General features: G+C 65.0%; 23 protein-coding genes. 7 read left to right on the top strand and 16 right to left on the bottom strand.

Going from position 1 to position 22,125, the window contains the following annotated elements; genetic code table 11:
• The first annotated feature begins 50 nt into the window (after positions 1 to 50).
• Positions 51 to 1,325: an alanine racemase gene (locus tag KAK11_RS17215; RefSeq protein WP_210810516.1), complete on the top strand. Its 1,275-nt coding sequence runs from the start codon at positions 51 to 53 to the stop codon at positions 1,323 to 1,325.
• Positions 1,326 to 1,331: 6 nt separating this feature from the next.
• On the opposite strand, the gene KAK11_RS17210 is transcribed toward KAK11_RS17215, so the two are convergent.
• The 4 genes from KAK11_RS17210 to KAK11_RS17195 all read right to left on the bottom strand — a co-directional run bounded on the left by KAK11_RS17210 (position 1,332) and on the right by KAK11_RS17195 (position 5,816).
• Positions 1,332 to 2,588 (bottom strand): hypothetical protein, encoded by a 1,257-nt coding sequence (locus KAK11_RS17210; RefSeq protein WP_210810515.1) that lies wholly within the window; start codon positions 2,586 to 2,588, stop codon positions 1,332 to 1,334.
• 56 nt (positions 2,589 to 2,644) lie between these two features.
• Positions 2,645 to 3,760 carry a hypothetical protein gene (locus KAK11_RS17205; protein WP_210810514.1) on the bottom strand — a complete coding sequence of 372 codons (1,116 nt, stop codon included), beginning with the start codon at positions 3,758 to 3,760 and terminating at the stop codon, positions 2,645 to 2,647.
• A 149-nt stretch (positions 3,761 to 3,909) separates the two neighbouring features.
• The gene (locus KAK11_RS17200; RefSeq protein ID WP_310737824.1) at positions 3,910 to 4,719 is read right to left on the bottom strand and encodes a LytR/AlgR family response regulator transcription factor; all 810 of its coding nucleotides are present in this window, start codon (positions 4,717 to 4,719) and stop codon (positions 3,910 to 3,912) included.
• Positions 4,720 to 4,742: 23 nt separating this feature from the next.
• Positions 4,743 to 5,816 carry a sensor histidine kinase gene (locus KAK11_RS17195; protein WP_210810512.1) on the bottom strand — a complete coding sequence of 358 codons (1,074 nt, stop codon included), beginning with the start codon at positions 5,814 to 5,816 and terminating at the stop codon, positions 4,743 to 4,745.
• A gap of 163 nt (positions 5,817 to 5,979) precedes the next feature.
• On the opposite strand from KAK11_RS17195, the gene argH reads away from it, so the two are divergent.
• Entirely contained in the window at positions 5,980 to 7,410 is a 1,431-nt protein-coding gene (gene argH, locus KAK11_RS17190) for an argininosuccinate lyase (RefSeq protein ID WP_210810511.1), read from the top strand.
• 86 nt (positions 7,411 to 7,496) lie between these two features.
• On the opposite strand, the gene KAK11_RS17185 is transcribed toward argH, so the two are convergent.
• The 3 genes from KAK11_RS17185 to KAK11_RS17175 all read right to left on the bottom strand — a co-directional run bounded on the left by KAK11_RS17185 (position 7,497) and on the right by KAK11_RS17175 (position 10,897).
• The gene (locus KAK11_RS17185; RefSeq protein WP_210810510.1) at positions 7,497 to 8,729 is read right to left on the bottom strand and encodes a DUF5666 domain-containing protein; all 1,233 of its coding nucleotides are present in this window, start codon (positions 8,727 to 8,729) and stop codon (positions 7,497 to 7,499) included.
• Between the two features lie 14 nt (positions 8,730 to 8,743).
• Positions 8,744 to 9,604 (bottom strand): DUF6502 family protein, encoded by an 861-nt coding sequence (locus KAK11_RS17180; RefSeq protein WP_210810509.1) that lies wholly within the window; start codon positions 9,602 to 9,604, stop codon positions 8,744 to 8,746.
• A 78-nt stretch (positions 9,605 to 9,682) separates the two neighbouring features.
• The gene (locus tag KAK11_RS17175) at positions 9,683 to 10,897 is read right to left on the bottom strand and encodes a DUF5666 domain-containing protein (RefSeq protein WP_210810508.1); all 1,215 of its coding nucleotides are present in this window, start codon (positions 10,895 to 10,897) and stop codon (positions 9,683 to 9,685) included.
• A 155-nt stretch (positions 10,898 to 11,052) separates the two neighbouring features.
• Here KAK11_RS17175 and dinB point away from each other — a divergent pair, with 155 nt between their 5' ends.
• Positions 11,053 to 12,399 carry a DNA polymerase IV gene (gene dinB, locus KAK11_RS17170; RefSeq protein WP_210810507.1) on the top strand — a complete coding sequence of 449 codons (1,347 nt, stop codon included), beginning with the start codon at positions 11,053 to 11,055 and terminating at the stop codon, positions 12,397 to 12,399.
• A 6-nt stretch (positions 12,400 to 12,405) separates the two neighbouring features.
• Here the strand turns inward: dinB and KAK11_RS17165 are convergent, their stop codons facing one another.
• Positions 12,406 to 12,834, bottom strand: a complete 429-nt coding sequence (locus KAK11_RS17165; RefSeq protein ID WP_210810505.1) for a YbaN family protein — start codon at positions 12,832 to 12,834, stop codon at positions 12,406 to 12,408.
• Between the two features lie 113 nt (positions 12,835 to 12,947).
• On the opposite strand from KAK11_RS17165, the gene KAK11_RS17160 reads away from it, so the two are divergent.
• The 4 genes from KAK11_RS17160 to KAK11_RS17145 all read left to right on the top strand — a co-directional run bounded on the left by KAK11_RS17160 (position 12,948) and on the right by KAK11_RS17145 (position 16,317).
• The gene (locus KAK11_RS17160; protein ID WP_210810504.1) at positions 12,948 to 13,457 is read left to right on the top strand and encodes a hemerythrin domain-containing protein; all 510 of its coding nucleotides are present in this window, start codon (positions 12,948 to 12,950) and stop codon (positions 13,455 to 13,457) included.
• Positions 13,458 to 13,481: 24 nt separating this feature from the next.
• Positions 13,482 to 14,420, top strand: coding sequence for a LysR substrate-binding domain-containing protein (locus KAK11_RS17155; RefSeq protein WP_210810503.1), 939 nt, complete (start codon positions 13,482 to 13,484; stop codon positions 14,418 to 14,420).
• A gap of 78 nt (positions 14,421 to 14,498) precedes the next feature.
• On the top strand, positions 14,499 to 15,017 hold the full coding sequence (locus KAK11_RS22245; protein ID WP_310737822.1) for a type II secretion system protein: 519 nt from the start codon (positions 14,499 to 14,501) through the stop codon (positions 15,015 to 15,017).
• Between the two features lie 148 nt (positions 15,018 to 15,165).
• Entirely contained in the window at positions 15,166 to 16,317 is a 1,152-nt protein-coding gene (locus KAK11_RS17145; protein ID WP_210810501.1) for an alpha-hydroxy acid oxidase, read from the top strand.
• A 522-nt stretch (positions 16,318 to 16,839) separates the two neighbouring features.
• On the opposite strand, the gene KAK11_RS17140 is transcribed toward KAK11_RS17145, so the two are convergent.
• The 8 genes from KAK11_RS17140 to KAK11_RS17105 all read right to left on the bottom strand — a co-directional run bounded on the left by KAK11_RS17140 (position 16,840) and on the right by KAK11_RS17105 (position 21,634).
• On the bottom strand, positions 16,840 to 17,244 hold the full coding sequence (locus KAK11_RS17140; protein ID WP_210810500.1) for a DUF1801 domain-containing protein: 405 nt from the start codon (positions 17,242 to 17,244) through the stop codon (positions 16,840 to 16,842).
• Positions 17,245 to 17,263: 19 nt separating this feature from the next.
• Positions 17,264 to 18,133 (bottom strand): KPN_02809 family neutral zinc metallopeptidase, encoded by an 870-nt coding sequence (gene ypfJ / locus KAK11_RS17135; RefSeq protein WP_210810499.1) that lies wholly within the window; start codon positions 18,131 to 18,133, stop codon positions 17,264 to 17,266.
• A gap of 104 nt (positions 18,134 to 18,237) precedes the next feature.
• Positions 18,238 to 18,546, bottom strand: a complete 309-nt coding sequence (locus KAK11_RS17130) for a hypothetical protein (RefSeq protein ID WP_210810497.1) — start codon at positions 18,544 to 18,546, stop codon at positions 18,238 to 18,240.
• A gap of 131 nt (positions 18,547 to 18,677) precedes the next feature.
• Entirely contained in the window at positions 18,678 to 19,247 is a 570-nt protein-coding gene (gene dcd, locus KAK11_RS17125) for a dCTP deaminase (RefSeq protein WP_210810496.1), read from the bottom strand.
• Positions 19,248 to 19,309: 62 nt separating this feature from the next.
• A complete protein-coding gene (locus KAK11_RS17120) occupies positions 19,310 to 19,777 on the bottom strand; it encodes an MSHA biogenesis protein MshP (RefSeq protein ID WP_210810495.1) in 468 nt (155 codons plus the stop codon).
• Positions 19,774 to 20,655, bottom strand: coding sequence for a type II secretion system protein (locus KAK11_RS17115; RefSeq protein ID WP_210810494.1), 882 nt, complete (start codon positions 20,653 to 20,655; stop codon positions 19,774 to 19,776). Before KAK11_RS17115 ends, KAK11_RS17120 begins: the two co-directional genes overlap by 4 nt.
• Entirely contained in the window at positions 20,652 to 21,116 is a 465-nt protein-coding gene (locus KAK11_RS17110; protein WP_210810492.1) for a type IV pilus modification PilV family protein, read from the bottom strand. Before KAK11_RS17110 ends, KAK11_RS17115 begins: the two co-directional genes overlap by 4 nt.
• Positions 21,113 to 21,634 (bottom strand): pilus assembly FimT family protein, encoded by a 522-nt coding sequence (locus tag KAK11_RS17105; RefSeq protein ID WP_259373569.1) that lies wholly within the window; start codon positions 21,632 to 21,634, stop codon positions 21,113 to 21,115. The genes KAK11_RS17110 and KAK11_RS17105 overlap by 4 nt, the downstream gene beginning before the upstream one ends.
• Positions 21,635 to 22,125 lie beyond the last annotated feature (491 nt).

Raw genomic sequence — 22,125 nt, 5'->3', positions numbered from 1 at the left:
CAGCGCCAGCCCTCTGACCTCGGCCAGCAGGGCTGTGGTGCAATTCAGCCATGAGCACCACACCCTCCTTTGCCCCCGGCCTCAAGGGCTACCCCTGGACCGCCCCTGGCTTGAGCCGCGCCCAAGTCGGCGCCCAAGGCTGGAATGTGCTGGCCGGCGACCTGCCGCTGCCCGTGGCGGTGCTGCACCGCCAGTCTCTACAGCACAACCTGAGCTGGATGCAAAAGCACGTCGACGACGCTGGCATTGGCTTGGCCCCGCACGGCAAGACCACGCTGTCGCCCGAGCTGTTTCAAGCGCAGCTGCAGGCGGGTGCTTGGGGCATCACCTTTGCCTCGGTGCATCAGTTGGCGCTGGGCCTGCTGCATGGCGTGCCGAGGGCCTTGATTGCCAACCAGGTGCTGCAAGCGGCGGACTTGCTGCAGTTGCACGGCCTGAAGGCCGCCCACCCGGGCTTGCGCGCGCCCTTCTTGCTGGACTCACTGGCGCAGCTCCAAGCCATTGAGGCCACCTTCAGCGCACATGCCTTGAGCGCCCCGTTTGAGGTGCTGCTGGAATGGGGCTTGGCCCAGGGCCGCACCGGTTGCCGCAGCGAAGTTGAAGCCCTGGCCCTGGCCCGCGCTGCCCGGGCCAGCCCGGCGGTCAGCTTGGTGGGTTTGTCCACCTACGAAGGCTTGTGGGGCAGCGGCGACTCTGCGGCCGACCAAGCCCTGGTCCAGGGGCTGACCGATGCCGTGCGCCGCTTGGCCCAGCGCTGCGACGACGAAGGCTTGTTTGAGCACGCGCAAGTGATCATCACCGCCGGGGGCTCGGCCCTGTTCGACCAAGTCTCTGGCGCCCTCAAGCCCGCCCTCTCGCGCCCCGTGTTGGGCCTGCTGCGCTCTGGTTGCTATCTGACGCATGACGACGGCCACTATCAGCGCTTGGTGCATATGGCCAACCGCCGTATGGGCTGCAGCGACGGTGATGGCCTGCGCGCCGCGCTGCGCGTTTGGACCCTGGTGCAGTCCTGCCCCGAGCCCGGCCTCGTGATCTTGAATGCGGGCAAACGCGACGCCTCCACCGACATGGGCCTGCCCACGCCTGTGGCCTGGGCGCCTGCGGGTGCGCGTGTGGCCCAAGCGGCCCCCGCCGGCTGGAGCCTGAGCGCAATGAACGACCAACACGCCTACTTGCGCTTGGCCGACGGCGCCCCCACGCTGCAGGTTGGCGACCGCGTGGCCCTGGGCATCTCCCACCCTTGCACCACCTTTGACAAATGGCGCTGGATGCCGGTGGTGGATGAGGGGCTGAATGTGGTGGATGCGATCAGCACCTTGTTCTAGGGCGGGTCACTGAGACGGGCTGGAGGCCGGCGCTTGCCAGGGCCGAGCTTGAAAGGGCGGCAGCTCCTGGGCCCATTGATGCAGGGTCTTGCCAGACCGCCGCACCCCGTCCGCCAGCGCCACCACCTCACCTTGGGTGGCCAGCAGCACGGTGTGGTCGCGCAGCCGGGGCAGCCAGGTACAGACATCGGGAGCTTCTTGGTGAGCTGCGGGGGTCGGGATCAGGCCAATGGAAGCGACGGTGCCTGCTGTGAGTTCTACATGACGCCGCTGCAGCCGCTCTAGGCTCCAGCCGTGCCACTCCCCCAGACGCTGGGCGATCATCGCGGCCAAATGGGTGTTGGGCGGGCGGTCCAGCGCCTCGGCCACGGCCAAACAGCGCTGTTGGCGCAGCGATCCGGCGGGTGCACTGTCAGGACGGCAGGCCCTCGTCAAGCCTTGCAAGCTGGGCATCACTTGTGAGGACCAGAGCGCCACGCCCAGGAGCGCCAGATCAGCACGGTCTTCAGGCGTCCACTCTGGCGGCGCATGGGCCAGCAGGGCAGCGGCCAGCCGGTCCAGCAGCGTGATGCGCGGCGAGTTTTGAGTAGCGCGCTCTAGCCAAAGGTCGGCTGCCGCTTCATCCCGCGCTGCTGCGAGGCCCTGCAAGGCCAAGCCGAACCTGTCCACCGTGTTCAAGGCCCATGCTTGCTCAGGCGTCAGGTGCGCGCACACCGCGGGCCTTGGAGGTGGCTTCTCGCTGAAGCCTTGCTCCCACGCCTCGCACAGACGCAGCAGGCCATCACCCGCGACCGCCGAGTGCTGCTGCAGCGCCTCTTGGGAAAGCGCTTCGTGTTGGCGCAACAACATCAAGCCCAGCACATGCAACTCAGCATCAGGGCTGGCCGCCAGCCGGTCTGCGACTTGCTGAATGCGCTCCTGCACCCGTTTGCGTCCCTCTCCCGCCCAGGCCGGCCCGCCGCTCACCATGCTGCCGCCCCCCGCTGCTTTGCGCTGCCTCTCAAGGGTGGTGCACACCGGCTGCCGGGCCAGTTGCTGCAGCCACAAGGGCGTGCCGGCGGGCAGCTCCAGCGGCTGCGACGACAGCGCTTTGGCGGCCACCGGGTCAGCAGCCCGGCCCGAGGCCGCTGAGCCCGCCGTGAGTGCCGCACTCGGCGCATCCGACAGGAGAGTCGGCGCACTCGCGGACTGCGGCGAGCTGATGGCTGGTTCGGGGTCCCATGCCGGTCCAAAGACAAAGCCCAACACGACTACAAGTGCCACAAGGCCAACCGCCAGCGCGCTGCGCGAAGGAACCGTGAAGGAGCTGAAGGTGGGCATCACAAAGGGTCGCTGGGCGCGGGCGGCACAGGTCTGGGCTCGTAGGGCTTGATCTCTGCCGACCACGCAGCCACGTCGCGCCCGGAGGCCAGCAGCTGCTGGGCGAGAAACCAGCGTTCGCCCCGTTCGGCCAAGGCCATGGCGTGCTGCACCTGTTCTTTCACAAAGCCGCAAGCATCGAACTCAGCCCCTCCACGCTTGAAGTGGCCCAACTGGGCGCGACTCCAGGACTGCACGCCAGCATCCGCCGCCAAGCGTTTGGCACGAATCTCTTCCAGCGGCCAACCCAGCGTCTCACCCAAGCGCAGGCCCAAAGACACCTGCAGGAGGTGTTGCCCCCTCTCCGACATCGTTCGGGCCAAGCCCTCGCAAGCTTGGCGTCGTGAAGGCCTGGTCGCCAGCACCTCCGGGTGACACACCAAGGAGAGGCGCTGGTAGGGCGGCAGGACAGCAGCTGCCCATACCCCGGTGGCATGCCCCATCACGGCGGCCCTCGTCGTGTTCGACAAGGGCTCAGACCACAAGGCCACCGTCATGGCCGGGATGCGATCCACCGCCTGCGCTTTGGGCTGAACAGCGGCCAGTCGCAACAAGAGCTCATCCACTCGATCAGCCTGGCGGGCCGCCACCGCCTCGTCCAACAGCGCCATCAGCAGGCTGTGCGGGTCTCCGGCTCCTGCGTCGAGCAACTGCTGTGCCGTCAAGCTCGCGCAGGCGGCGGGCTGGGCCAAGGTCGAGTGCTTTTGGCAGGCCAACCACGCCCACTCCATCACCAGCGGCGATTGGCTGCCTTGGGCCTCCCGCACCAGCGCCTCGGCCTGATCCGTCACATACAGGCCGGCCGCCCGCATGTCGGTGTTTGGGCTGCCCAACAAACGCGCCACGACAAGCTCCCAACTCGCCTGCTCGGCCGCCTCAGCGGCAGAGCCGCTCAGCATCGGTGGCTCAGGCGCCGCGGAACAAGGCGGCTTGCGGCTGGCCTCCAGCAGCCAGTGTGGCGCTGCGGCCGACAAAGCCGGCTCCGCAGCGGTGGGCTGCAGGGCCTGCGGCGCAGACGCCGCAGGGCCACTGGCTGCAGCCGGCGTGAGCTCAAACCAGGTGAGCGTCGCAGGCACTGAGGACGAGGCTGCTGTGGCAGGTTCGGTGCGGGTGCCCAGCACAGCCGGACTCTCGGTGCCCGGGCGCCATTGATCCCACGCCCACAGTGCGACCAGGAGGGCACACGCCCCACCAGCCCAAGCCGCCGGCCGGCGCCGCCAAGGCCTCATGCCGGCGCCACCAGGGCCTCCCGCACCGCTGCCAATTGCCTGCGCGACACGGGCAGCCATTCGTCGGTGGGTGCCAGATGGACCGCCCAGGATTCGTTGGCATCGCCGTCTTCGGCGCCTGGCAGGGCGCGCTTCTCAAGGGCACGGATGGCCGCCTTGGCGACCACCGCGCTGCGGTGGATGCGCACGGCCGCGTCACCCAAGCGCTGCTCCAGGTCCACCAGGGCGTCGTCCAGCACATAGGTGTGCGTCAGCGTACGCAGGGTCACATACTTCATCTCGGCTTTCAGGGAGACCAATTCCGAGAAGGGAATGCGCAGGATGCGGCCCCGGTCGCTGACCACCAAGACCTTGTCAGGCGGGGCCGCCGTGGTTGGGGGCGCCATGAAGGTGTGGCCCAGGCGCTGCGCAACGCGCTGCAAGGCTTCTTGCAAGCGCTGGCGGCGTACAGGCTTGGTGAGGTAGTCGCAGGCGTTCAGCTCGAAGGCGTCCAAGGCGTGCTCGGCATGGGCCGTGACAAACACCACGGCCGGTGCGGCGGGGTTGCCCTCACGTTGCGCTTGTTCGCGCAGCCGCCGGGCCACTTCCAGCCCGTTCAGGCCGGGCATGTGGATGTCCAGCAGCAAGAGGTCCACGCCGGTGATGCTCAGCACGTGCAGCGCCTCCGGCGCGCTGCCGGCCTCGCCCACCACCTCCACACCCACCACGCCGCAGTCGGCCAAGAGGCTGCGCAATCGCATGCGCGCCAAGGGCTCGTCGTCCACGATCAGGACCCGAAGTCGGGTGGGCTTGGGCTCAACACTCACGCTTGCTCATCCTTCTTTCACGCTCAGCCGGCGGCCGGTACGCTGATGCTGACCCGCCAGCGGCCGTCTTCAATCACGCCGCTGCGAAAGTCGGCGTCCAGATCATGCATCAGGCGCAGCCGCTCTTTGACGCTGGCCAGGCCAATGCCGTGGCCGGGCCGTGATGGATTCGTCGGCCGGGTGTTGGTGATGGAGATCAGCACCCGGTCGCGGCGGCGCAGGGTGCGCACTTCAATCACCCCGCCTTTGTCGCTGGGCTCCACGCCATGGCGCACCGCGTTCTCGATCAAGGGCTGCAGGGTCAGCGGCGGCAAGCGCGCGGCGGCAGCCTGCGGGTCGAGCTGCCAGTCCACCTCCAAACGGCTGCCAAAGCGCAGTTGCTCAATCGCGATGTAGCGCTGGGTCAGGCTGACCTCAGCGCCCAGCGTGGTGGCCTGGTCCAGGGCGCCCAAGGCAGCGCGGAAGAGCTCGGCCAAGTCCTCCAGCACTTCTTCGGCGCGCTGCGGGTCGAGCTGCACCAGCGCAATGGCGGTGTTGAGGGTATTGAAGAGAAAGTGCGGGCGGATGCGGGTTTGCAAATCAGCCAGGCGGGCTGTGGCCACCATGGGCAGGCGAGCCCGCTCGCGCAGGCGCTCCACTTGATAGACCGCAGCCGCCATGGCAGCGCCCGTCAAGGCCACCGCCAGAGGCTGCAAGGCGGTGGGCTGCCACAGCCCCAGCCACGCCGTGAAGCCCAGGGCCGCACTGGCGGTGAACGCGCCCGCCAAGGCCACAGCCAACCACTGCAGCAGCGGTGTCCAAGCCGCCAGCCAGCGGCGCGCGCTGCAGGCCAACAGCAGCCACAGCAAGACCGCCGGAATGGCCACCAAGGCCGCTGTGGGCAGCGCCAGCAGCCACGCGGCGGTGCTGGGCTGCACAAACAGCAGCGCGATATAGACCGTGCTGAGCACCAGCATCAAGGCGCGGATCAACGGCCCCGTCCCACACAGCGGCAGCACCACGGCATGGCGGCCTGCGCCTTTGGCACCGGCCGCCTGCAAGACCTGTTGCAGGTCTTCAAACAAGGTGCTGTGTTGAAAGTCAGGGCGCTGGCTCATGCCTGCATTCTCAGGGAAAGGGCCGGGGGCTGCGGCCGGTGCGCGTCAAGCCCCGGCAAGGTCCCCCCCTACAATGACGGCTTTCCCTCTAGTGGCGCGGGCCCCGTGGTGGCTCGCCCCTTCTTTGCAGGCGCACGGCCCTGCGCTTCCAGATCGCCTCCCCATGAGCACCAATCAACTCGATAAGAAGTCCCAGGCCTGGTCGGCCCTGTTCTCTGAACCCATGAGCGAGCTGGTCAAGCGCTATACCTCCAGCGTGTTCTTCGACAAGCGCATGTGGCAGGCCGACATCGACGGCAGCTTGGCCCATGCCGACATGCTGGCAGCCCAAGGCATCATCGCCGCCCAAGACTTGGCCGACATCCAGCGCGGCATGGCGCAGATCCGCAGCGAGATCGAGTCCGGCACGTTTGAGTGGAAGCTGGAGCTGGAAGACGTGCACCTCAACATCGAGGCGCGCCTGACCCAACTGGTGGGCGATGCGGGCAAGCGCCTGCACACCGGCCGCAGCCGCAACGACCAGGTCGCCACCGATGTGCGCCTGTGGCTGCGCAGCGAGATTGACCAGATCGCCGTGCTGCTGGCCGACATGCAGCGCGCCCTGGTGGCCGTGGCCGCCCAGAATACCGAGACGGTGATGCCCGGCTTCACCCACATGCAAGTGGCGCAGCCGGTGAGCTTTGCCCACCACTTGCTGGCCTATGTGGAGATGTTCGCCCGCGACGCCGAGCGCCTGGCCGACCTGCGCAAACGCGTCAACCGCCTGCCTTTGGGCTCCGCAGCGCTGGCAGGCACCAGCTACCCCCTGGACCGCGAGCGCGTGGCCCGCACCCTGGGCTTTGAAGCTGTGAGCCAGAACAGCCTGGACGCCGTGAGCGACCGCGACTTTGCGATCGAATTCACCAGCTTCAGCACCTTGGTGATGATCCATGTCTCGCGCTTGGCCGAGGAGATCGTGATCTGGATGAGCCAAAACTTTGGCTTCATCAACCTGTCGGACCGCTACTGCACCGGCTCGTCCATCATGCCGCAGAAGCGCAACCCCGACGTGGCCGAGCTGGCCCGCGGCAAGAGCGGCCGCGTGGTGGGCCATTTGATGGGCCTGATCACCTTGATGAAAGGCCAGCCCCTGGCCTACAACAAGGACAACCAGGAAGACAAAGAGCCGCTGTTCGACACCGTGGACACGGTCAAGGACACGCTGCGCATCATGGCCGAGATGATTGGCGGCGAGGTGGCAGCCGACGGCTCCCGCAGCGGTGGCCTGACGGTCAAGGCCCAGGCCATGGAAGCGGCCGCCCTGCGCGGCTATGCCACGGCCACGGACCTGGCCGACTACCTGGTCAAGAAGGGCCTGCCCTTCCGCGATGCGCACGAGGTGGTGGCCCATGCCGTGAAAGAAGGTTTGAAACTGGGGGTCGACTTGTCCGACCTGCCGCTGGCCACCTTGCAAGGCTTTGACGCCCGCATCGAGCAAGACGTGTTTGAGGTGCTGTCGCTGCGCGGCTCGCTTAACGCCCGCAATGTGCTGGGGGGCACCGCGCCAGCGCAAGCGCAGGCGCAGATCGAGCGGCATCTGGCGCGCTTGAGCTGAGGCTCGATTCAGCAAAGAAAAGGCGCTCCTCGTGAGCGCCTTTTTGGTGACCGCCCTCCGCTTTGCCGCAGAGGGGGTGTGCCTCATCAATCGTCGAACTTGACCTCGGTGGCGTTGACCACCGTGCCGTCGCTGGAGATGCGGCCCTTGACCTCCACCTTGGCGCCCACTTTCAGGTCAGCCACAGTGCCGTCTTTGAAGGTGGCGCCAGCATAGTTGACCTTCTGCGCGCCCGCCTTGACCACAAAAGTCTTGGCGGCGGTGTCCACACTCTGCACGGTGCTCTTGATCTCGTACTCTTTGCTGGAGTCGTCGCTGCCGCCGTCATCGTCGTCGCCCCCCGAAGACTCAGGCTTCTTGACCTCGACCTTGGTGGCCACCAACACGCCGGCAGTCATTTTGCCTTCGGCCTCTACCCGCAAGCCCGCGGCCAGCGCCGAGCCCGAGGGGCTGAGGCTGGCGCTGCTGGCGTTCACCGGGATGCCATTGACCGTGAAGCTGGCGGCGCTGCTGTAGTTGGCGATCACCCCTTCGACCTCGACCTCCACCCCATCACTGGGCTTGGGCCGGCTGGTGTCGCTGCTGGCGATGACCCAGTAGCCATTGCTGTCCGGGCTGGTGCCCACCTTGACGCGGATCAGCAGCCCATCGGCCAGGCCCGCAGGCGCCGCGCCCGCCGCATAGGTGAAGGTGGCGGCGCCGATGCGGAAGGTTCGCTGCGTCGTGTTGTTGGCACTGACGACGCCGCGCACTTTGTAAGTGCTGGCGCTGCTCTTGGGCTCGACACGGCTGGCCGTGTAGGTGCCCGTGGTGGGGTCATAGACGGCATAGACCTCGACCACCGAGCCGATGGTGATGGCGCTATGGCCGCCCACCAAACGGTCATCGAACACGGTGGAAGTGGTGACCTTGACGGGCTGACCCAAGACCGTCAAATCACCGGTCGCCACCACACTGGCCGTGACGGGCCCGACCAACTCGCTGCTCACCACCACGCTGTTGGCCACGCCCGTGCCCAAGCTGCGATCCAGGTTCTTGCCATCGATGGCCACCACCATGCCCAAGCGCAAATCACTGCTGCTCAGGCTCTGGTTATCGTCGTTACGCACCGTGGCTGCGCTGTCGTCGTAACGCACACCGCCCACGATGATGGAGCCAAAGCCGCTGATGGGGCCGTTGGCGTAGGCAGGAGGCTCGGTGCCGCCAGTGCCGCCACCATCAACCCCGCCCCCTCCGCAGGCCTGCATCGCCAGTGCAGTCAGCACGGCGATGCCAACGGTGGTGGGCGTCGAAGTCTTGAAGCGGTAGATCATGTCCATTTCCCCTTTTTTCCTTAGAGATCGCCACGAGCCTGTCCGGCCTTGTCTTCCGTGACGGTATACATATACATGCCTAGGCGGACTCGGCCCTTGACCTGAGCCAATTCACCGGCGTCTACGCCATCTTGCAGCGCTGGAATGATGGACTTCTGAAAGGTCCGCCACTCCTCCCGCACTTGGTCGCGGATGGCCGGGACATGGCTCACGTCAATCTCGGTGGCGTTCAGCGCCTGCTCAAAATGCGTGGGCTCTTGCCCAGTGACATTGTCGACGGCGGCACGGAGGTGGTCGCCACAGTTCCACCCCAGATACGAGAGCATCTTGACGAGGTCTTGGTCTGGCACATAGGTTTTGGCCATCAACTCAACGTTGTCTGTCTCTGTGTTGTGCACGACCAAGCCCAGCCGAACCATGTCATCCAACATGCTTCTGAAGTGAAGGTCTTTTGTCACGCTTTGAGCCAAGGCCTCAAAGCTGGGCGCAGGCCCGAGCCGAGGGAGGACCACCGGCTGCCCTTTCCCATCCTGATAGCTTGGCATGCCGCGCCAGCGGAAAAAGGCTTCCGTCGCGTAGGAGCGGCGTGGCGCACCGTCACCTGCGCTGGGCCTGCTCAGCCTCGTCACCTCACGCCGGTTGATCCCGGTCGCGGCCGAAATGCGCGACACCAGCCGATGTTCTAAAGCCTCAGGCGAAGCCTGCAGAATGGCATCCCGCGCCGCCGTGACAAACGCTTGCTTCAACTGCTCTTCCACTTCGCTGTAGTGGAGGCCCTTGGCCACCGCCAGGGTCGCCAAGGGCTGCAGGATGTGGGTGAGTGCCTGCAGCAAGGCTTGCTGCTCAGCACTCATGGGCGAATCAGGGGCAGTGGTCGTCATGGATGGGTCAGGATGGTAAGCCTCTTTGGCTCAAATGTGTGATTCGCCCATCAAATTGGCCCCGGAGGGCCGTGTGGATTACTCGAACTCGATGCGTGAGGCGGTCAATGTCGCTCCGTCGCTGGACAGATCACCCTTGACTTCGACGCGTGAGCCGTTGGCCAGTTGGCTCTCAGAGCCATCTTTCCAGGTGGTGTTGGCGCTGTAGCTGACCGTCAAGCCACGCAGGCTGAAGGTCTTGGCCGTGGTGTTCAAGGCGCTGACGGTGCCGTGCAGCTCGTAGTCCTCACCGCGTCCACGGCTGCTGTGGTCTTCCAGGTGCACCTTGGTGGCCACCATCACCCCATTGACGATGGCGCCTTCGACTTCCACGCGAGCGCCCAGCACCACACCGGCCGTGCCTTCACGGAAGGTGGCGCTGCTGGCGTCCACGGCCAGGCCATCGACGCTGAACTGCGTCGCGCTGGTCCATGCGGTGATGATGCCCTTGATCTCCGCTTCGCTGTGGTCACCTCGGCTGCGGCTTTCATTGCCAAAGTTGCTGACCACCCATTGGCCGTTGCTGGGCGTGGTCTGCAGGTTGACCCGCACCCAAGCGCCATTGGCCAAGGTGGTGGGCACCGAGGTGGCGGTGCCGTAGTTCAACACCGCGCCGCCGATGCTGAAAGTGCGTGCGGTGGTGTCCAGGTTGGCCACGGTGCCGCGCAGCTTGTAGCTGGTGGCATTGAGCTTGTCTTCAATGCGGCTGGCCACATAGACGCCGCGTGCCGCATCCCATTGCGCATGGATCTCGACCACCAAGCCAGCCGTCAAGGCGCTGAGGCCGCCGGCCAGGCTGTCATCAAACACGGTGGTGCTGGTGGTTTCCACGGTCTGGCCCAGCAGGGTGAAGGTGGAGGCGGCGCTGTTGACGGCCGTGACCGGGCCGACGATCTCGCTGCCATAGCGGATCACCGTGGCGGTGCCGCTGCCCCCCGTGCGATCGATGCGCGAGGCCTCGATTTCCACATGGGCGCCGAGCTTCAGGTCATCGCTGCCGCGGCGGTTGCCGTCGTCGTCATAGACCTGGGCGCCGCTGTCATCAAAGCGCACCCCGTTGACGATGATGGAGCCAAAGCCGCTGATGGCACCGCTGGTGAAGGAGCCGGTGGCGGTGACCGGGGGGGTGCTGCCGCCAGCGGGCTCTGCGCCGCCGCCACCGCCGCAGGCCACCAAGGCCGCCGCGAAGACCACGCCGAGAGCAGCCGCCCACAGGCGGGACGAAGAACAGGAAGGCCGAGAGGTTGAGGACATGAGCATTCTCCTGAAGCAGTGAGCAAGGGTCTGTTGCAAGCAGCGGCGCCAGTTTAAATGTGTTTTTTGCACATTTCAAGTGATTTACCTTTGGAAATGAATCCACAGGGCTGATAATTCATCCAGTATCCTGTGCCGCGACCGCCTTTTCGCTCATGCCCACCCCACCCCGCAGGCTCATTGCTCACCTGGACATGGACGCGTTCTATGCCTCGGTGGAGCTGCTGCGCTACCCCGATCTGCGGGGCCGCGCAGTGGTGATTGGGGGCAGCCGAGACCACCAACCCGTGCTGCAGGCCGATGGCACCCGGCGCTACGCCCGCCTGGGCGACTATGTGGGCCGTGGCGTGATCACCACCTCGACCTATGAGGCGCGGGCCCTGGGCGTGCACTCGGCCATGGGCATGATGAAAGCCGCCGCCAAGGCGCCCGATGCCGTGTTGTTGCCAGTGGATTTCGACAGCTACCGGCACTACTCCCGCCGCTTCAAGGCCGCAGTGGCCGAGCTGGCCCCGGTGATCGAAGACCGCGGCATCGACGAGATCTACATCGACCTGACCCAGGTGCCCGGTGCCCAAGAAGCTGTAGGGCACGACCCGCTGGGCGGCGTGCGTGCCCTGGCTCGCGACATCAAAAACAATGTCTTTGCCCACACCGGCCTGACCTGCTCTATCGGCATCACGCCCAACAAGCTGCTGTCGAAAATCGCCTCAGAGCTGGACAAACCCAATGGCCTGACGGTGCTGATGGCCGATGAGATCCCCACCCGGCTGTGGCCCCTGCCGGTGCGCCGCATCAATGGCATTGGCCCCAAGGCCGGGGCCAAGCTGGCCACGCTGGGCATTGAAACGATTGGCCAGTTGGCCGCCGCTGACCGCCTGCTGCTGATGGAGCGCTTTGGCCGCAGCTACGGTGCCTGGCTGCACGAGGCCGCCCACGGCCGCGACGACCGCCCGGTGGTGACCGAAAGCGAGCCCGTCTCCATGAGCCGCGAAACCACCTTTGACCGCGACCTGCACGCCGTACGCGACCGCAGCACCTTGAGCCGCATCTTCACCGAGCTGTGCGAGCAAGTCGCCGCCGACCTTCAGCGCAAGGGCTACCAAGGCCGCACCGTGGGCATCAAGCTGCGCTTTGATGACTTCAAAGCCCAGACCCGCGACATCACGCTGCCGCAAGCCACCGCAGACGCCACCGCCATCCGCCGCGCTGCCGGCCAATGCCTCAAGCGCGCCGACCTGAGCCGTCGCCTGCGCTTGCTGGGGGTGCGGGTGGCCAGCTTGGCCCGCACCGAGGGCGGCAAGACCAGCACCGACAGCACCAAGGTCAGGCCCGGCACGGTGCGGCGTGGCAGCAAGCCCGAACGCGCAATCAAAGCTTTACCTCCAGCGTCGCACACCCCGCTGCTGGCGCAAGAACCCACGCCCGATTTGTTCAGTGGTTTAGGGTCTGTTGACACATCAATCCTGCCCGCGCAGGAGTGTCCAAGGGCGCTGGAGTAGGCGTGATCAACGCCGCGTCGGCAAGCGCCAGAGCCAAATGGCCACTGCCGTGCAGCACAACGCCGGCATCAACCGCCACATCGAGGGGATGACGAAAAACGCCCACACGCTACTCACCGTCATCATCAGCGTGGCCAGTTGCTTGGCCCGCAAGGGCACGGCCCGGGTGGCCCGCCAGTCGCGCACCATCGGCCCTAAGCGCGGGTGGTTCACCAGCCAATGCTCCCAGCGCGCACTGCCCCGCGAGAAGCAAAACGCGGCCAGCAGCACAAAAGGCGTGGTGGGCAGCAAGGGCAAGAAAATGCCGATGAAACCCAGCACCAAGCTGAGCCAGCCGCCCAGCAGCCACAGGGCGCGCAGCAGCGGGTGGCGCGCCGTCACGGACGGGCAAGCCTTGGGCTGCAGGGCATGGCCAAGCGGGGCAGATTCCGACATGGGCCGATTGTGCATGCAGGATTGATCTGGCTTAAAGCCAGAAATACCCCCCAAAGCCGGCCAGCCACATGCTGAGACAATCTCCCCCAAGCCCACCACAGCACGAGCCCTCCATGCCCTCTCTTGTCTGGTCAGACGAACTGGCCCTCAACCACGCCCAAATCGACGCCACGCACCAAGAATTCGTGGCCCTGCTCACGGCCGCTGAAGAGGCGGTGGCACGCTCCGTCGAAGAAGGCCTGGTCGCCTATGAAGCCTTGGTCGAACACACCGTCGGCCATTTCGGCCAAGAAGACCGCTGGATGGCCAAGACGGGATTTGCCCCCGAGAACTGCCACAACGGCCAGCACCACCAAGTGCTGTCGCTGCTCAAGGAAGTGATCGTCTATGCCAAAGACAAAGGCGACTATGGCCCGCTGACCCGCGTGCTGCCTGAACTCGGCCCCTGGTTTGCCAACCACGCGCAGACCATGGACGCCATCCTGGCCTCGCACCTGGACGCCGTGGGTTTTGATTTCGCCACCGAAACCATGACCCGCCCGCCGCAGCCCGCCGCCGAGCCCGAGCCGGGCGTGAGCCACTGCGGCGACGGCGTGGGCAAGGCCTGCAGCAGCCACGCCTGACGCCTCGCCCACGGCAAGCTCACCATGGCCGACCCCGCCCTGCGCCTGCCCTCGCTGGACGCGCTGCGGGCCTTTGAGGCCGCCGCCCGCCTGGGCCAGTACGAGCGTGCCGCCGACGAGCTGGCCATCACCGCCAGCGCCGTGGCCAAGCGCGTGGGCACCCTGGAAGACTTGCTGGGCGGCCCGCTCTTCCAGCGCGCCAGCAAGCCCTTGGCCCTGACGGCCGAGGGCAAAGAGTACTTGGCCCGCATCGCCCCGCTGCTGGCCCAGCTCGCCGCCCTGCCCCAGCACCGTCGCGCCCACCAACGTCGCCAGCGCCTGCGCCTGACCGCCCCGCCCACCTTTGCGCGGCAAATCTTGGTGCCGGCGCTGCCACAACTCCACCAAGCCTGCCCGCAGATCGAGCTGGAGCTGGTGCTCAGCGTGCCCTTCATGGACGCCGCGGCACCCGAGGCCGACCTGCATGTGCGCCTCAGCCCCCTGGCCCAGGCCGGCACAGCCTTGCTGATGGTCGACCACATGCTGCCCCTGGCCGCCCCCAGCCTGCTGGCCCAGGCCCAGCCTCGCAGCTTGGCCGATTTGGCCCGCCTGCCCCTGCTGCGCACCCCGGTCGACCCGTGGGCACCTTGGGCTGCGGCCACCGGACTGGACCTGCCCGAGCCCGACGAAGGCCCGCGCTTGGTGGATTTAGGCCTAGTGCTGGAGGCTGCCATCCTGGGCCAAGGCGTGGCCCTGGCCCGCCCCTCGCTGGCCCTGGGCGCCCTGCGCGCCGGCTTGCTGGCCCCCGTGTTGGGGGCTGGTGCCACGCCCACCGCGCCGGCCGCCACCGCCTACACCCTGCACCTGCCCGACAGCGGCAGAGATGAGCCCACCGAGGGCGTGGTAGCCCTGGCCTTGGCGCTCAAGCAGGCGGCTGAAGGGGCTGCAGCGCTGGGCTTGGCCCTGGTGTCGGGTGGGGGGTAAGAAGCCGGGCAAGCACCCTCAAGGGAAGCAAGAGTCGTCCGAAATCACAGGCATCGAGATTTGGCCTATGGCTCGCCCATGAACGACCCAGTGACTGCTGATTCACCTGCACTGAGACTCAAACAGCGGCTATTGCATCAGCATGGCTTCACCTTGATTGAGCTCATCGTGGTGACGGTCATTCTCGGCGTCTTGGCAGCCACCGCGTTGCCTAGATTTATGGACCTACGGTCTGATGCACGCACGGCTCGGGTGCAAGCAATGGCTGGAGAATTGAAGTCAGTGGCTGAATCCGTTCGGGCTGCATGCATCGTTCGGTACCCAGAGTGCCTGAGCACAGCTAATCTGCAACTAGTGCTTTGGGGCCAGACTATCAGGGTCAACTATGGCTATCCGGATGCCGGTGACATGCTTGGAGACAGGCTGATAGACACGCTTGTGAACACAGACGGCTGGAACGTCATCTTGGTCAGCGCCAGCACAACGAGGTTCGCATTGGCAGGTGCCAGAGACCCGGGGACTTGCTTGGTAGATTACCGGGACGCGTTTTTCGGCGGCCGAGTGATCACCGTTACAACCGTCACGACCGGTTGTTGATATGACAAAGCCTTAGCTGCGGCAGGCACTCACCGCGACCTGCGGGTTGGGTGCGGTTGACAGAGTTTCCGTCCTCAACAGAATTTTTTTCCGGCGATGTTTCTGGTGGGGCGATTAGCATCGGCCACCACCCAGAGGAGACAAGCCCATGCCCACCATCACCTGCATTGAAGACCTGCGTGTTCTGGCCCAAAAACGGGTGCCGCGCATGTTTTATGACTACGCCGATTCGGGCTCGTGGACGGAGAGCACCTACCGCGCCAACGAAGCCGACTTCCAGAAAATCAAGCTGCGCCAGCGCGTGGCCGTGAATATGGAAAACCGCAGCACGGCCTGCCAGATGGTGGGGCAAGCCGCCAAGATGCCGGTGGCGATTGCGCCCACGGGCCTGACCGGCATGCAGCATGCCGATGGCGAAATCTTGGCCGCGCGGGCCGCTGAAAAGTTCGGCATCCCCTTCACGCTGTCGACCATGAGCATTTGCTCCATCGAAGACATCGCTGCCCACTCCAAAGCCCCGTTCTGGTTCCAGCTCTATGTGATGAAGGACCGAGACTTCATCGAGCGCCTGATTGACCGGGCCAAAGCCGCCAACTGCTCTGCCTTGATGTTGACGCTGGATTTGCAGATCCTGGGCCAGCGCCACAAGGACATCAAAAACGGCCTCTCGGCCCCGCCCAAGCCCACGCTCGCCAACATCCTCAACCTGATGACCAAGCCGCGCTGGTGCCTAGGCATGCTGGGCACCAAGCGTCACTCGTTTGGCAATATCGTGGGCCATGCCAAGGGCGTGGGCGATTTGTCCTCGCTCAGCTCCTGGACCGCCGAGCAGTTTGACCCCGCGCTCTCTTGGGCCGATGTGGAGTGGATCAAAAAGCGCTGGGGCGGCAAGCTGATCATCAAGGGCATCATGGACGTGGAGGACGCCCGCTTGGCCCGCGACAGCGGTGCTGACGCGATGATCGTCTCCAACCACGGTGGCCGCCAGTTGGACGGCGCGCTCAGCTCGATTGAAGCCCTGCCCGCCATGGCCCAAGAAGTCGGCAAGGACATTGAGGTCTGGATGGATGGCGGCATTCGCTCCGGCCAAGATGTGCTGAAGGCTTGGGCCTTGGGCGCGCGAGGCACGCTCATCGGCCGCTCTTTCCTCTATGGCCTCGGTGCCATGGGCGAGGCTGGCGTGACCAAGGCGCTGGAGATCATCCACAAAGAGCTGGACCTGACCATGGCCTTCTGCGGCCACACACGGATTGAGCAGGTGGGGCCGCATATCTTTGTGCCGGGGACGTATCCGGCTTGATTCGGATCGGCCGTTACAGGAAAGCCTGTTGATGGCTGTAGCGCATCCAGGCTAGTGGGGGAGGAACTGCCAGACACTGCTCGAGGTTTGGAGCGGCCCTGGCGCCACGGTGAGTCGCTACCGCTCGTGTCCCCCGCACTCAGCCACTGGCTGAGTGCTCCTCCTTTACCTCGCTATAGCAACTCACCATCCCACCAGGGCTGGCGGATCGTTCATAGACTGCGAACCGAGGCAAAGCCAGATCGCTCTCCCAAACGCTCAACGCGCGCGCTAGCGAACGCTTCGTGGTGATGCACCGACGCACCGACGCCAAGGGGGTTGGCCGAGGGGCGAAGTGAAGTATTAGGAGGAGACAACGCCGCTAGGCGTTGGCGGGGGACATGAACGGAGCCCCTCGGCCAAGCGCCTTGGCAGCGCGCCAACGGTGGCAAGGCCTTCAAAACACAAACCCCAAGCAAAAGCGGTAGCGACAGCCTTTCGCGCAACGTCGCCCTAGCGCTCTCGCGCCCTCGCAAGCAAAGCCTACAAGCCCGCTTCCCCCGTCGGGGCGCCTTCTTCGAGTTGGCGGCGGGCAGCGGCCACGGCGGCAGAGGCCAGCATCTCGGCCAACACGGGGTCGGCGGGCAAGTGCAGGCGGAACTTCAGGCTGCGGGCGGAGCGGCCGCCCATCTCCAGAGGGCCTAAGGCGGCCGGCAAGGCAATGCGCGGCAGACACTGCAGGCTGACGTGCGACTTGTGCGCGGCCAAGGCCAGTGTGGGGACGCGGTCCAGGTGATAGACGATCTGGCCCCACTGCACCATCTCGACCAACTCAGGTTCGACCCGCATCACCACCGCCTGCAACTCTTGCGCAGTCTTGCGCTGCTCAGGCGTGAGAAAGTCGAACCAGGCTGCGGCCAAGGCTTTAGGGCGAATGGTTCGACGCATGACGGGAGACTCCGATCAATCAAAGTGCTTTGTTATCGAAGGTGTTGCAGCCGGCCATTTGGCCCTGCTCCAACCCCTTGCGGAACCAGCGCACCCTCTGCGCGCTGCTCCCGTGGGTAAAACTGTCCGGGCGCACGGTGCCACCCGCCTGCTGCTGCAGGGCGTCGTCACCAATGCGTGAGGCGGCATTCATGGCTTCCTCGATATCTCCGGCTTCCAACACCTGGCGCGCGGCCTGGGCATGGTGTGCCCAAACCCCCGCCAAGCAATCTGCCTGCAACTCCAGCTTCACACTCAAGGCATTGCCCTGAACCTGCGAGACCTGGCGCCGCATGCGGTCTACCTTGTCCGACACGCCCAACAAGTGCTGCACGTGATGCCCCACCTCATGGGCAATCACATAGGCCTGGGCAAAGTCGCCCGGCGCCCCCAGCCGCTTTTGCAGCGTGTCGTAAAAACTCAAATCGATATACACCTGCTGGTCGCCCGGGCAGTAAAACGGCCCCATGGCCGCTTCACCAGCGCCGCAAGCGGTCGGCGTGCGGCCACTGAAGAGCACCAGCGTCGGCTTGGCGTAGGTCTTGCCCATGAGGCGGAACTGCGCCGTCCAGACATCCTCTGTATCGGCCAAAACCGTGGAAACAAAAGCGGCCATGCGGTCATTGGCCGGTGGTTTCTGGCCCGAAGGTGCAGAAATTGGCGCTTGGACGCCGGCGCCGTCCAGCAATCCGAGCACCGTCATCGGGTTGATCCCAAAGATCCAACTCGCCAGCAATGCAATGACGATGCTGCCCAAGCCTAGCGAGCGCCCTCCCAAGCCACCGCCACGGCTGCCGCCCCCTCGGCGGTCTTCCACGTTGTCACTTTGACGTTGGTTTTCCCAGCGCATCTCAGCCTCCCTCGCAGCCCACGGGCCTCAACACTGTGGCCACTGGGGCGGGATTGTGAGGGCGCAGGGCGCTGCTGCGTGAGGGCGCTTCCCCGGGGGGCCGCTCAGGACGCCAAGGTCTGCCGCATTTCGTCGCGCCGGTGGTACGCCTGGAACAACTCCAGCGCAAGACGACGCAGGGGCTCAGACTCGGTGGCATGCGCACTGGCAATGCGCTCGTAGGCGTAAAGCTTGTCAAAACACATGCGCGCCACCTGCACGCTGTGGCCCTGCTGGACCATCAGCGAGCGAAAGCGCAGCAAGGCGCCCATGCCCAGCTCGTCGGCCGCAAAGGCCTGCAACACACCCACCGGCAGCGGGCGGTGCTTGAGGGGGCGCTTTTGCGGGGCGGATGTGAAGGAGTGCAGTGCCATGAGGATCTCCTGGGCGCAGAAGAGTTGCCGTATGGCTTGCATGGTCGCCCGGACTTAAGGGCGGCAAAGCGCACAAGAACAAGGCAAAAGCCGCTTAGTCTTGGCCTGCGCACGCCCCTAGCGCGCCGGATTCAGGTCTTGGGCAAGGTCACGCCGCGTTGGCCCTGGTACTTGCCGCCCCGGTCTTTGTAGCTGGTCTCGCAGACCTCATCGCTCTCAAAGAACAGCACCTGGGCGCAGCCCTCGCCGGCATAAATCTTGGCCGGCAGCGGGGTGGTGTTGGAGAACTCCAGCGTCACATAACCTTCCCATTCGGGCTCGAAGGGGGTGACATTGACGATGATGCCGCAGCGGGCATAGGTGCTCTTGCCCAAGCAGACGGTCAGCACGCTGCGCGGGATGCGGAAGTACTCCACCGTGCGGGCCAACACAAAGCTGTTGGGCGGGATGATGCAGACATCGCCCTCGATGTCCACAAAGCTCTTTTCGTCAAAGTTCTTCGGGTCCACCACCGTGGAGTGGATGTTGGTGAAGACCTTGAACTCGCGCGCGCAGCGGATGTCGTAGCCGTAGCTGGAGGTGCCATAGCTGACGATGCGCTGGCCGTCGGCCGACTGCCGCACCTGGCCGGGCTCAAACGGCTCAATCATGCCGTGCTGCTCGGCCATGCGCCGAATCCATTTATCGCTCTTGATGCTCATTGCGGGGCTCCTTGGAGCCTGATTCTAGGGCGGCACTGGCTTGCCACTGCCGCCAAGCGCCCTCAGTTCACCACCACAGCCTGGCGCACGCGCTCGACATAGCCGCTTTGGGTGGCCGCCGCTGGGTCGGGGCAGCTCACCGACGAGGTGCAAGCCGTCGCCGTGATGGTGAAGACCCGCACTGTGCGGGGCACACCGGGCGCGGTTTCACCTTCGTTGTAGACCACCGAATTGCAGGTGGTGGTGACCCAGCCGTTGAAGAGGCTCATTTGGGTAGAGAAAGTTTGATTCACGCAGGTCGTCCATGAGCCCTTGAGCGCAAGGTACAGGCCATACTCCACGCCAGACGCCGCTGCCGCTGAGAGCTTGGAGCCATTGATGGCTTGGGCTGAGGTGACTTGCTGGCTCATGCCGATGCGAATGATGGCGGCCGACAGCACCGCCATCATCACCAACACCACCATGGCGGCAATCACACCAAAGCCGCGTCGCGGGCGTCGCCGGGCTGCACGAACGAGACGGTCAGTCATGGTACGTTGGAGACATGCGCCCCCATGCTGAGGTTGGCCTTTTCCCCTGCGCGGGCAACTTCAATCTCCATCCACACAAAGCCGCTTTGTTGGGTCGCGCCTTGGTTGGGGTCATAAACGAAGTTACAGCGCAGCACGTTGCGAGTCACGATGTAGCCGTCCAAGGGGCAACTCGTGGGCACCGCAGTGGCAAAAGTGTTGATCTTGCGCCGCAGCTCCCCTTTGCCATTGCCCTTGGCATCCAGGGTGCCATCTGCGCCCAAGCAACTGTAGGTCACCGATTGCTCGTTGTTGCTCACCACTTGGTAGCGAGCGCCGTCATAGCCGGGCGACACCTGAAGGCTGTTGATGGTGAAGCGCTTCACCCCCAAGGCCGCTGCGGGTGTGCTGACCGCCGTGATCTGGCTGCGGTTGCTGCCCGCATGAACATCATTGGCATTCTGGTTGTTGATCACCACCCAATCCCCTACCTGGGCGTCCCGACCGCTGTGTTGCAGGACATCGAAGGTGGTGGTGGCCGCGCTGGTATCCACCCAGGCAGAGCACCCTGCGCCCGTGCACGCGGCGTCATTCACGGTGTCAGGCCCCGCCCGATAGCGGCCACCGGCCACCGTCGGCACTAACTCGAAGCACTGGTTGTTAGGGGTTCGCACCGAATTGGGAACGGCCGCGCGCACATCGTTGGCCATGTGCATGATGGCGTTGTCAGCCGCCTGCATCAAATCATCACGCGTCTGCGACAGAAAGTAGCCATCAATCGCCGGGCGAAAAAACACGACCAAGGACACCGACATGATCACGGTGATCACCATCACCACAATCAGCTCGATCAAGGTGAAGCCAGCCGTTCGTTGACGATAGCGCCTGCTGGGCTTCATTGCGCGTACCCCGTACGGCGCCGATACAGCACATAGGATTGGGAAGCATTGCTGACCGTCACCATGATGCGCTTGTTCTCGGGCACCGAATACCAGGGGCCTTCTTGGATAGCGACGTTGACCGAATAACCATTCAGCGACGGGATAGGGTTGCCGTCAATGGTGCAGATTTGGTCGGTGGTGGTGTAGCCGTTGTAATCGGTGACGTCATTGAAGTTGACCCGTGCACATCCCACCGCCGGGCTGTTTGCCACAGGCACATAGGGCTTGAGCGCAATCTCTGCCACCATTTCATCGGCAATGGCCTGCATTTGCCGCATCACGATGGGGTTGGACGAGGCCCCCATCACGGTCGAGAAGGCCAGCATCATCCCGGAGATGCCCACGCCCAAGATCACAATGGCGACGACCAACTCAATCATGGTCATGCCCAGGGCGGATCGGCGCAGTCCGTGCCTCATTCCACCCTCCCGAACCATTCCAGGTTGATGGGAGCTTCCGCAGGGACCGACTTACCGGAGATGGTGAGGGTTCTGTTGATGCCTGTCGCGCCAGCCCCGTCACTGGTGACTCGACCGTTGGGCTGGAAGAACACCATGCCAGTCCCGCCCGAGGACCAGCTGACTGTCACCCCGGCGGGCGGGGCGGCAAACACCTCATTGCCATCAATCCCCACGGTGCAGACCGTCGCCGGGTTGGTCGCTGCGATCTTGATGATCAGCCGCGAGCTGGCGTCGAACTCGGCACACACCAATCGGCGATGCCCGACTGCGATCGATCGGGCGTAGCGCAGACCCGCCTTGACGGTGTCCGCATAGGCCCGGTCGCCTGCCTGAAGGGCCACATCGAACTTGGGCAACACCACCGCCGCCAAAGCGCCGGAGATCACGATCACCACGATCATCTCCATCAGCGTAAAGCCTCGCACCCGCCCCGGGGTGGGGCAGCGCCTTGAAGAAGAGGTGGGGGCAAGCGGCATGGTATTCATTAAGGCGCAGTCCTCCAAGACTGCGCACAGCACATGTTGCCGCGCGGCCTGCAGAGCTAAACCGCAAAAAGGCGGGTCTACGCCCCTTTGATCCCTGACAAGCCCGTGAAAGCCCTGATGTCTGCAGCCCCAAATAAACGCGCATTTTTGAGATTTAAGGTTGCTTATGCGCAACGTTATATGCCAAGATGACACTCAGAACAGCGCCACACCGCAGGCCGAAGGCAGCTCACCTCTGCTGATGGTCTGCGGCATGAACGGCCATCAGGGGCATCCTTGTTTTGTCACACCCACCATGAGCACTGCCCACCGCACTGAGCGCCCCCCCTGCCAGCAGGACAAAGTCCTCCAGCGCCCCCCTCGCGGGCGCTAGCGCCACACCCCCTCCCGCTTTACTGCTGCCGATACGCCCGGCTTGAGCGTTGGCGGCCGATCTCATTCAGCCACATAAGTGATGGCTCGGCTTCTCTGAGGCTGACGTC

Source organism: Ideonella paludis, from assembly GCF_018069865.1.
GTDB lineage: Bacteria > Pseudomonadota > Gammaproteobacteria > Burkholderiales > Burkholderiaceae_C > Ideonella > Ideonella paludis.
This window is presented reverse-complemented; position numbering and strand designations above follow the sequence as displayed.

Coding starts and splice junctions, on each gene's coding strand:
- KAK11_RS17215 (WP_210810516.1), top strand. CDS start 51: ATGAGCACCACACCCTCCTTTGCCCCCGGCCTCAAGGGCTACCCCTGG.
- KAK11_RS17195 (WP_210810512.1), bottom strand. CDS start 5,816: ATGAGCCAGCGCCCTGACTTTCAACACAGCACCTTGTTTGAAGACCTG.
- argH (WP_210810511.1), top strand. CDS start 5,980: ATGAGCACCAATCAACTCGATAAGAAGTCCCAGGCCTGGTCGGCCCTG.
- KAK11_RS17185 (WP_210810510.1), bottom strand. CDS start 8,729: ATGGACATGATCTACCGCTTCAAGACTTCGACGCCCACCACCGTTGGC.
- KAK11_RS17180 (WP_210810509.1), bottom strand. CDS start 9,604: ATGACGACCACTGCCCCTGATTCGCCCATGAGTGCTGAGCAGCAAGCC.
- KAK11_RS17175 (WP_210810508.1), bottom strand. CDS start 10,897: ATGTCCTCAACCTCTCGGCCTTCCTGTTCTTCGTCCCGCCTGTGGGCG.
- dinB (WP_210810507.1), top strand. CDS start 11,053: ATGCCCACCCCACCCCGCAGGCTCATTGCTCACCTGGACATGGACGCG.
- KAK11_RS17165 (WP_210810505.1), bottom strand. CDS start 12,834: ATGTCGGAATCTGCCCCGCTTGGCCATGCCCTGCAGCCCAAGGCTTGC.
- KAK11_RS17160 (WP_210810504.1), top strand. CDS start 12,948: ATGCCCTCTCTTGTCTGGTCAGACGAACTGGCCCTCAACCACGCCCAA.
- KAK11_RS17155 (WP_210810503.1), top strand. CDS start 13,482: ATGGCCGACCCCGCCCTGCGCCTGCCCTCGCTGGACGCGCTGCGGGCC.
- KAK11_RS22245 (WP_310737822.1), top strand. CDS start 14,499: ATGAACGACCCAGTGACTGCTGATTCACCTGCACTGAGACTCAAACAG.
- KAK11_RS17145 (WP_210810501.1), top strand. CDS start 15,166: ATGCCCACCATCACCTGCATTGAAGACCTGCGTGTTCTGGCCCAAAAA.
- KAK11_RS17140 (WP_210810500.1), bottom strand. CDS start 17,244: ATGCGTCGAACCATTCGCCCTAAAGCCTTGGCCGCAGCCTGGTTCGAC.
- ypfJ (WP_210810499.1), bottom strand. CDS start 18,133: ATGCGCTGGGAAAACCAACGTCAAAGTGACAACGTGGAAGACCGCCGA.
- KAK11_RS17130 (WP_210810497.1), bottom strand. CDS start 18,546: ATGGCACTGCACTCCTTCACATCCGCCCCGCAAAAGCGCCCCCTCAAG.
- dcd (WP_210810496.1), bottom strand. CDS start 19,247: ATGAGCATCAAGAGCGATAAATGGATTCGGCGCATGGCCGAGCAGCAC.
- KAK11_RS17120 (WP_210810495.1), bottom strand. CDS start 19,777: ATGACTGACCGTCTCGTTCGTGCAGCCCGGCGACGCCCGCGACGCGGC.
- KAK11_RS17115 (WP_210810494.1), bottom strand. CDS start 20,655: ATGAAGCCCAGCAGGCGCTATCGTCAACGAACGGCTGGCTTCACCTTG.
- KAK11_RS17110 (WP_210810492.1), bottom strand. CDS start 21,116: ATGAGGCACGGACTGCGCCGATCCGCCCTGGGCATGACCATGATTGAG.
- KAK11_RS17105 (WP_259373569.1), bottom strand. CDS start 21,634: ATGCCGCTTGCCCCCACCTCTTCTTCAAGGCGCTGCCCCACCCCGGGG.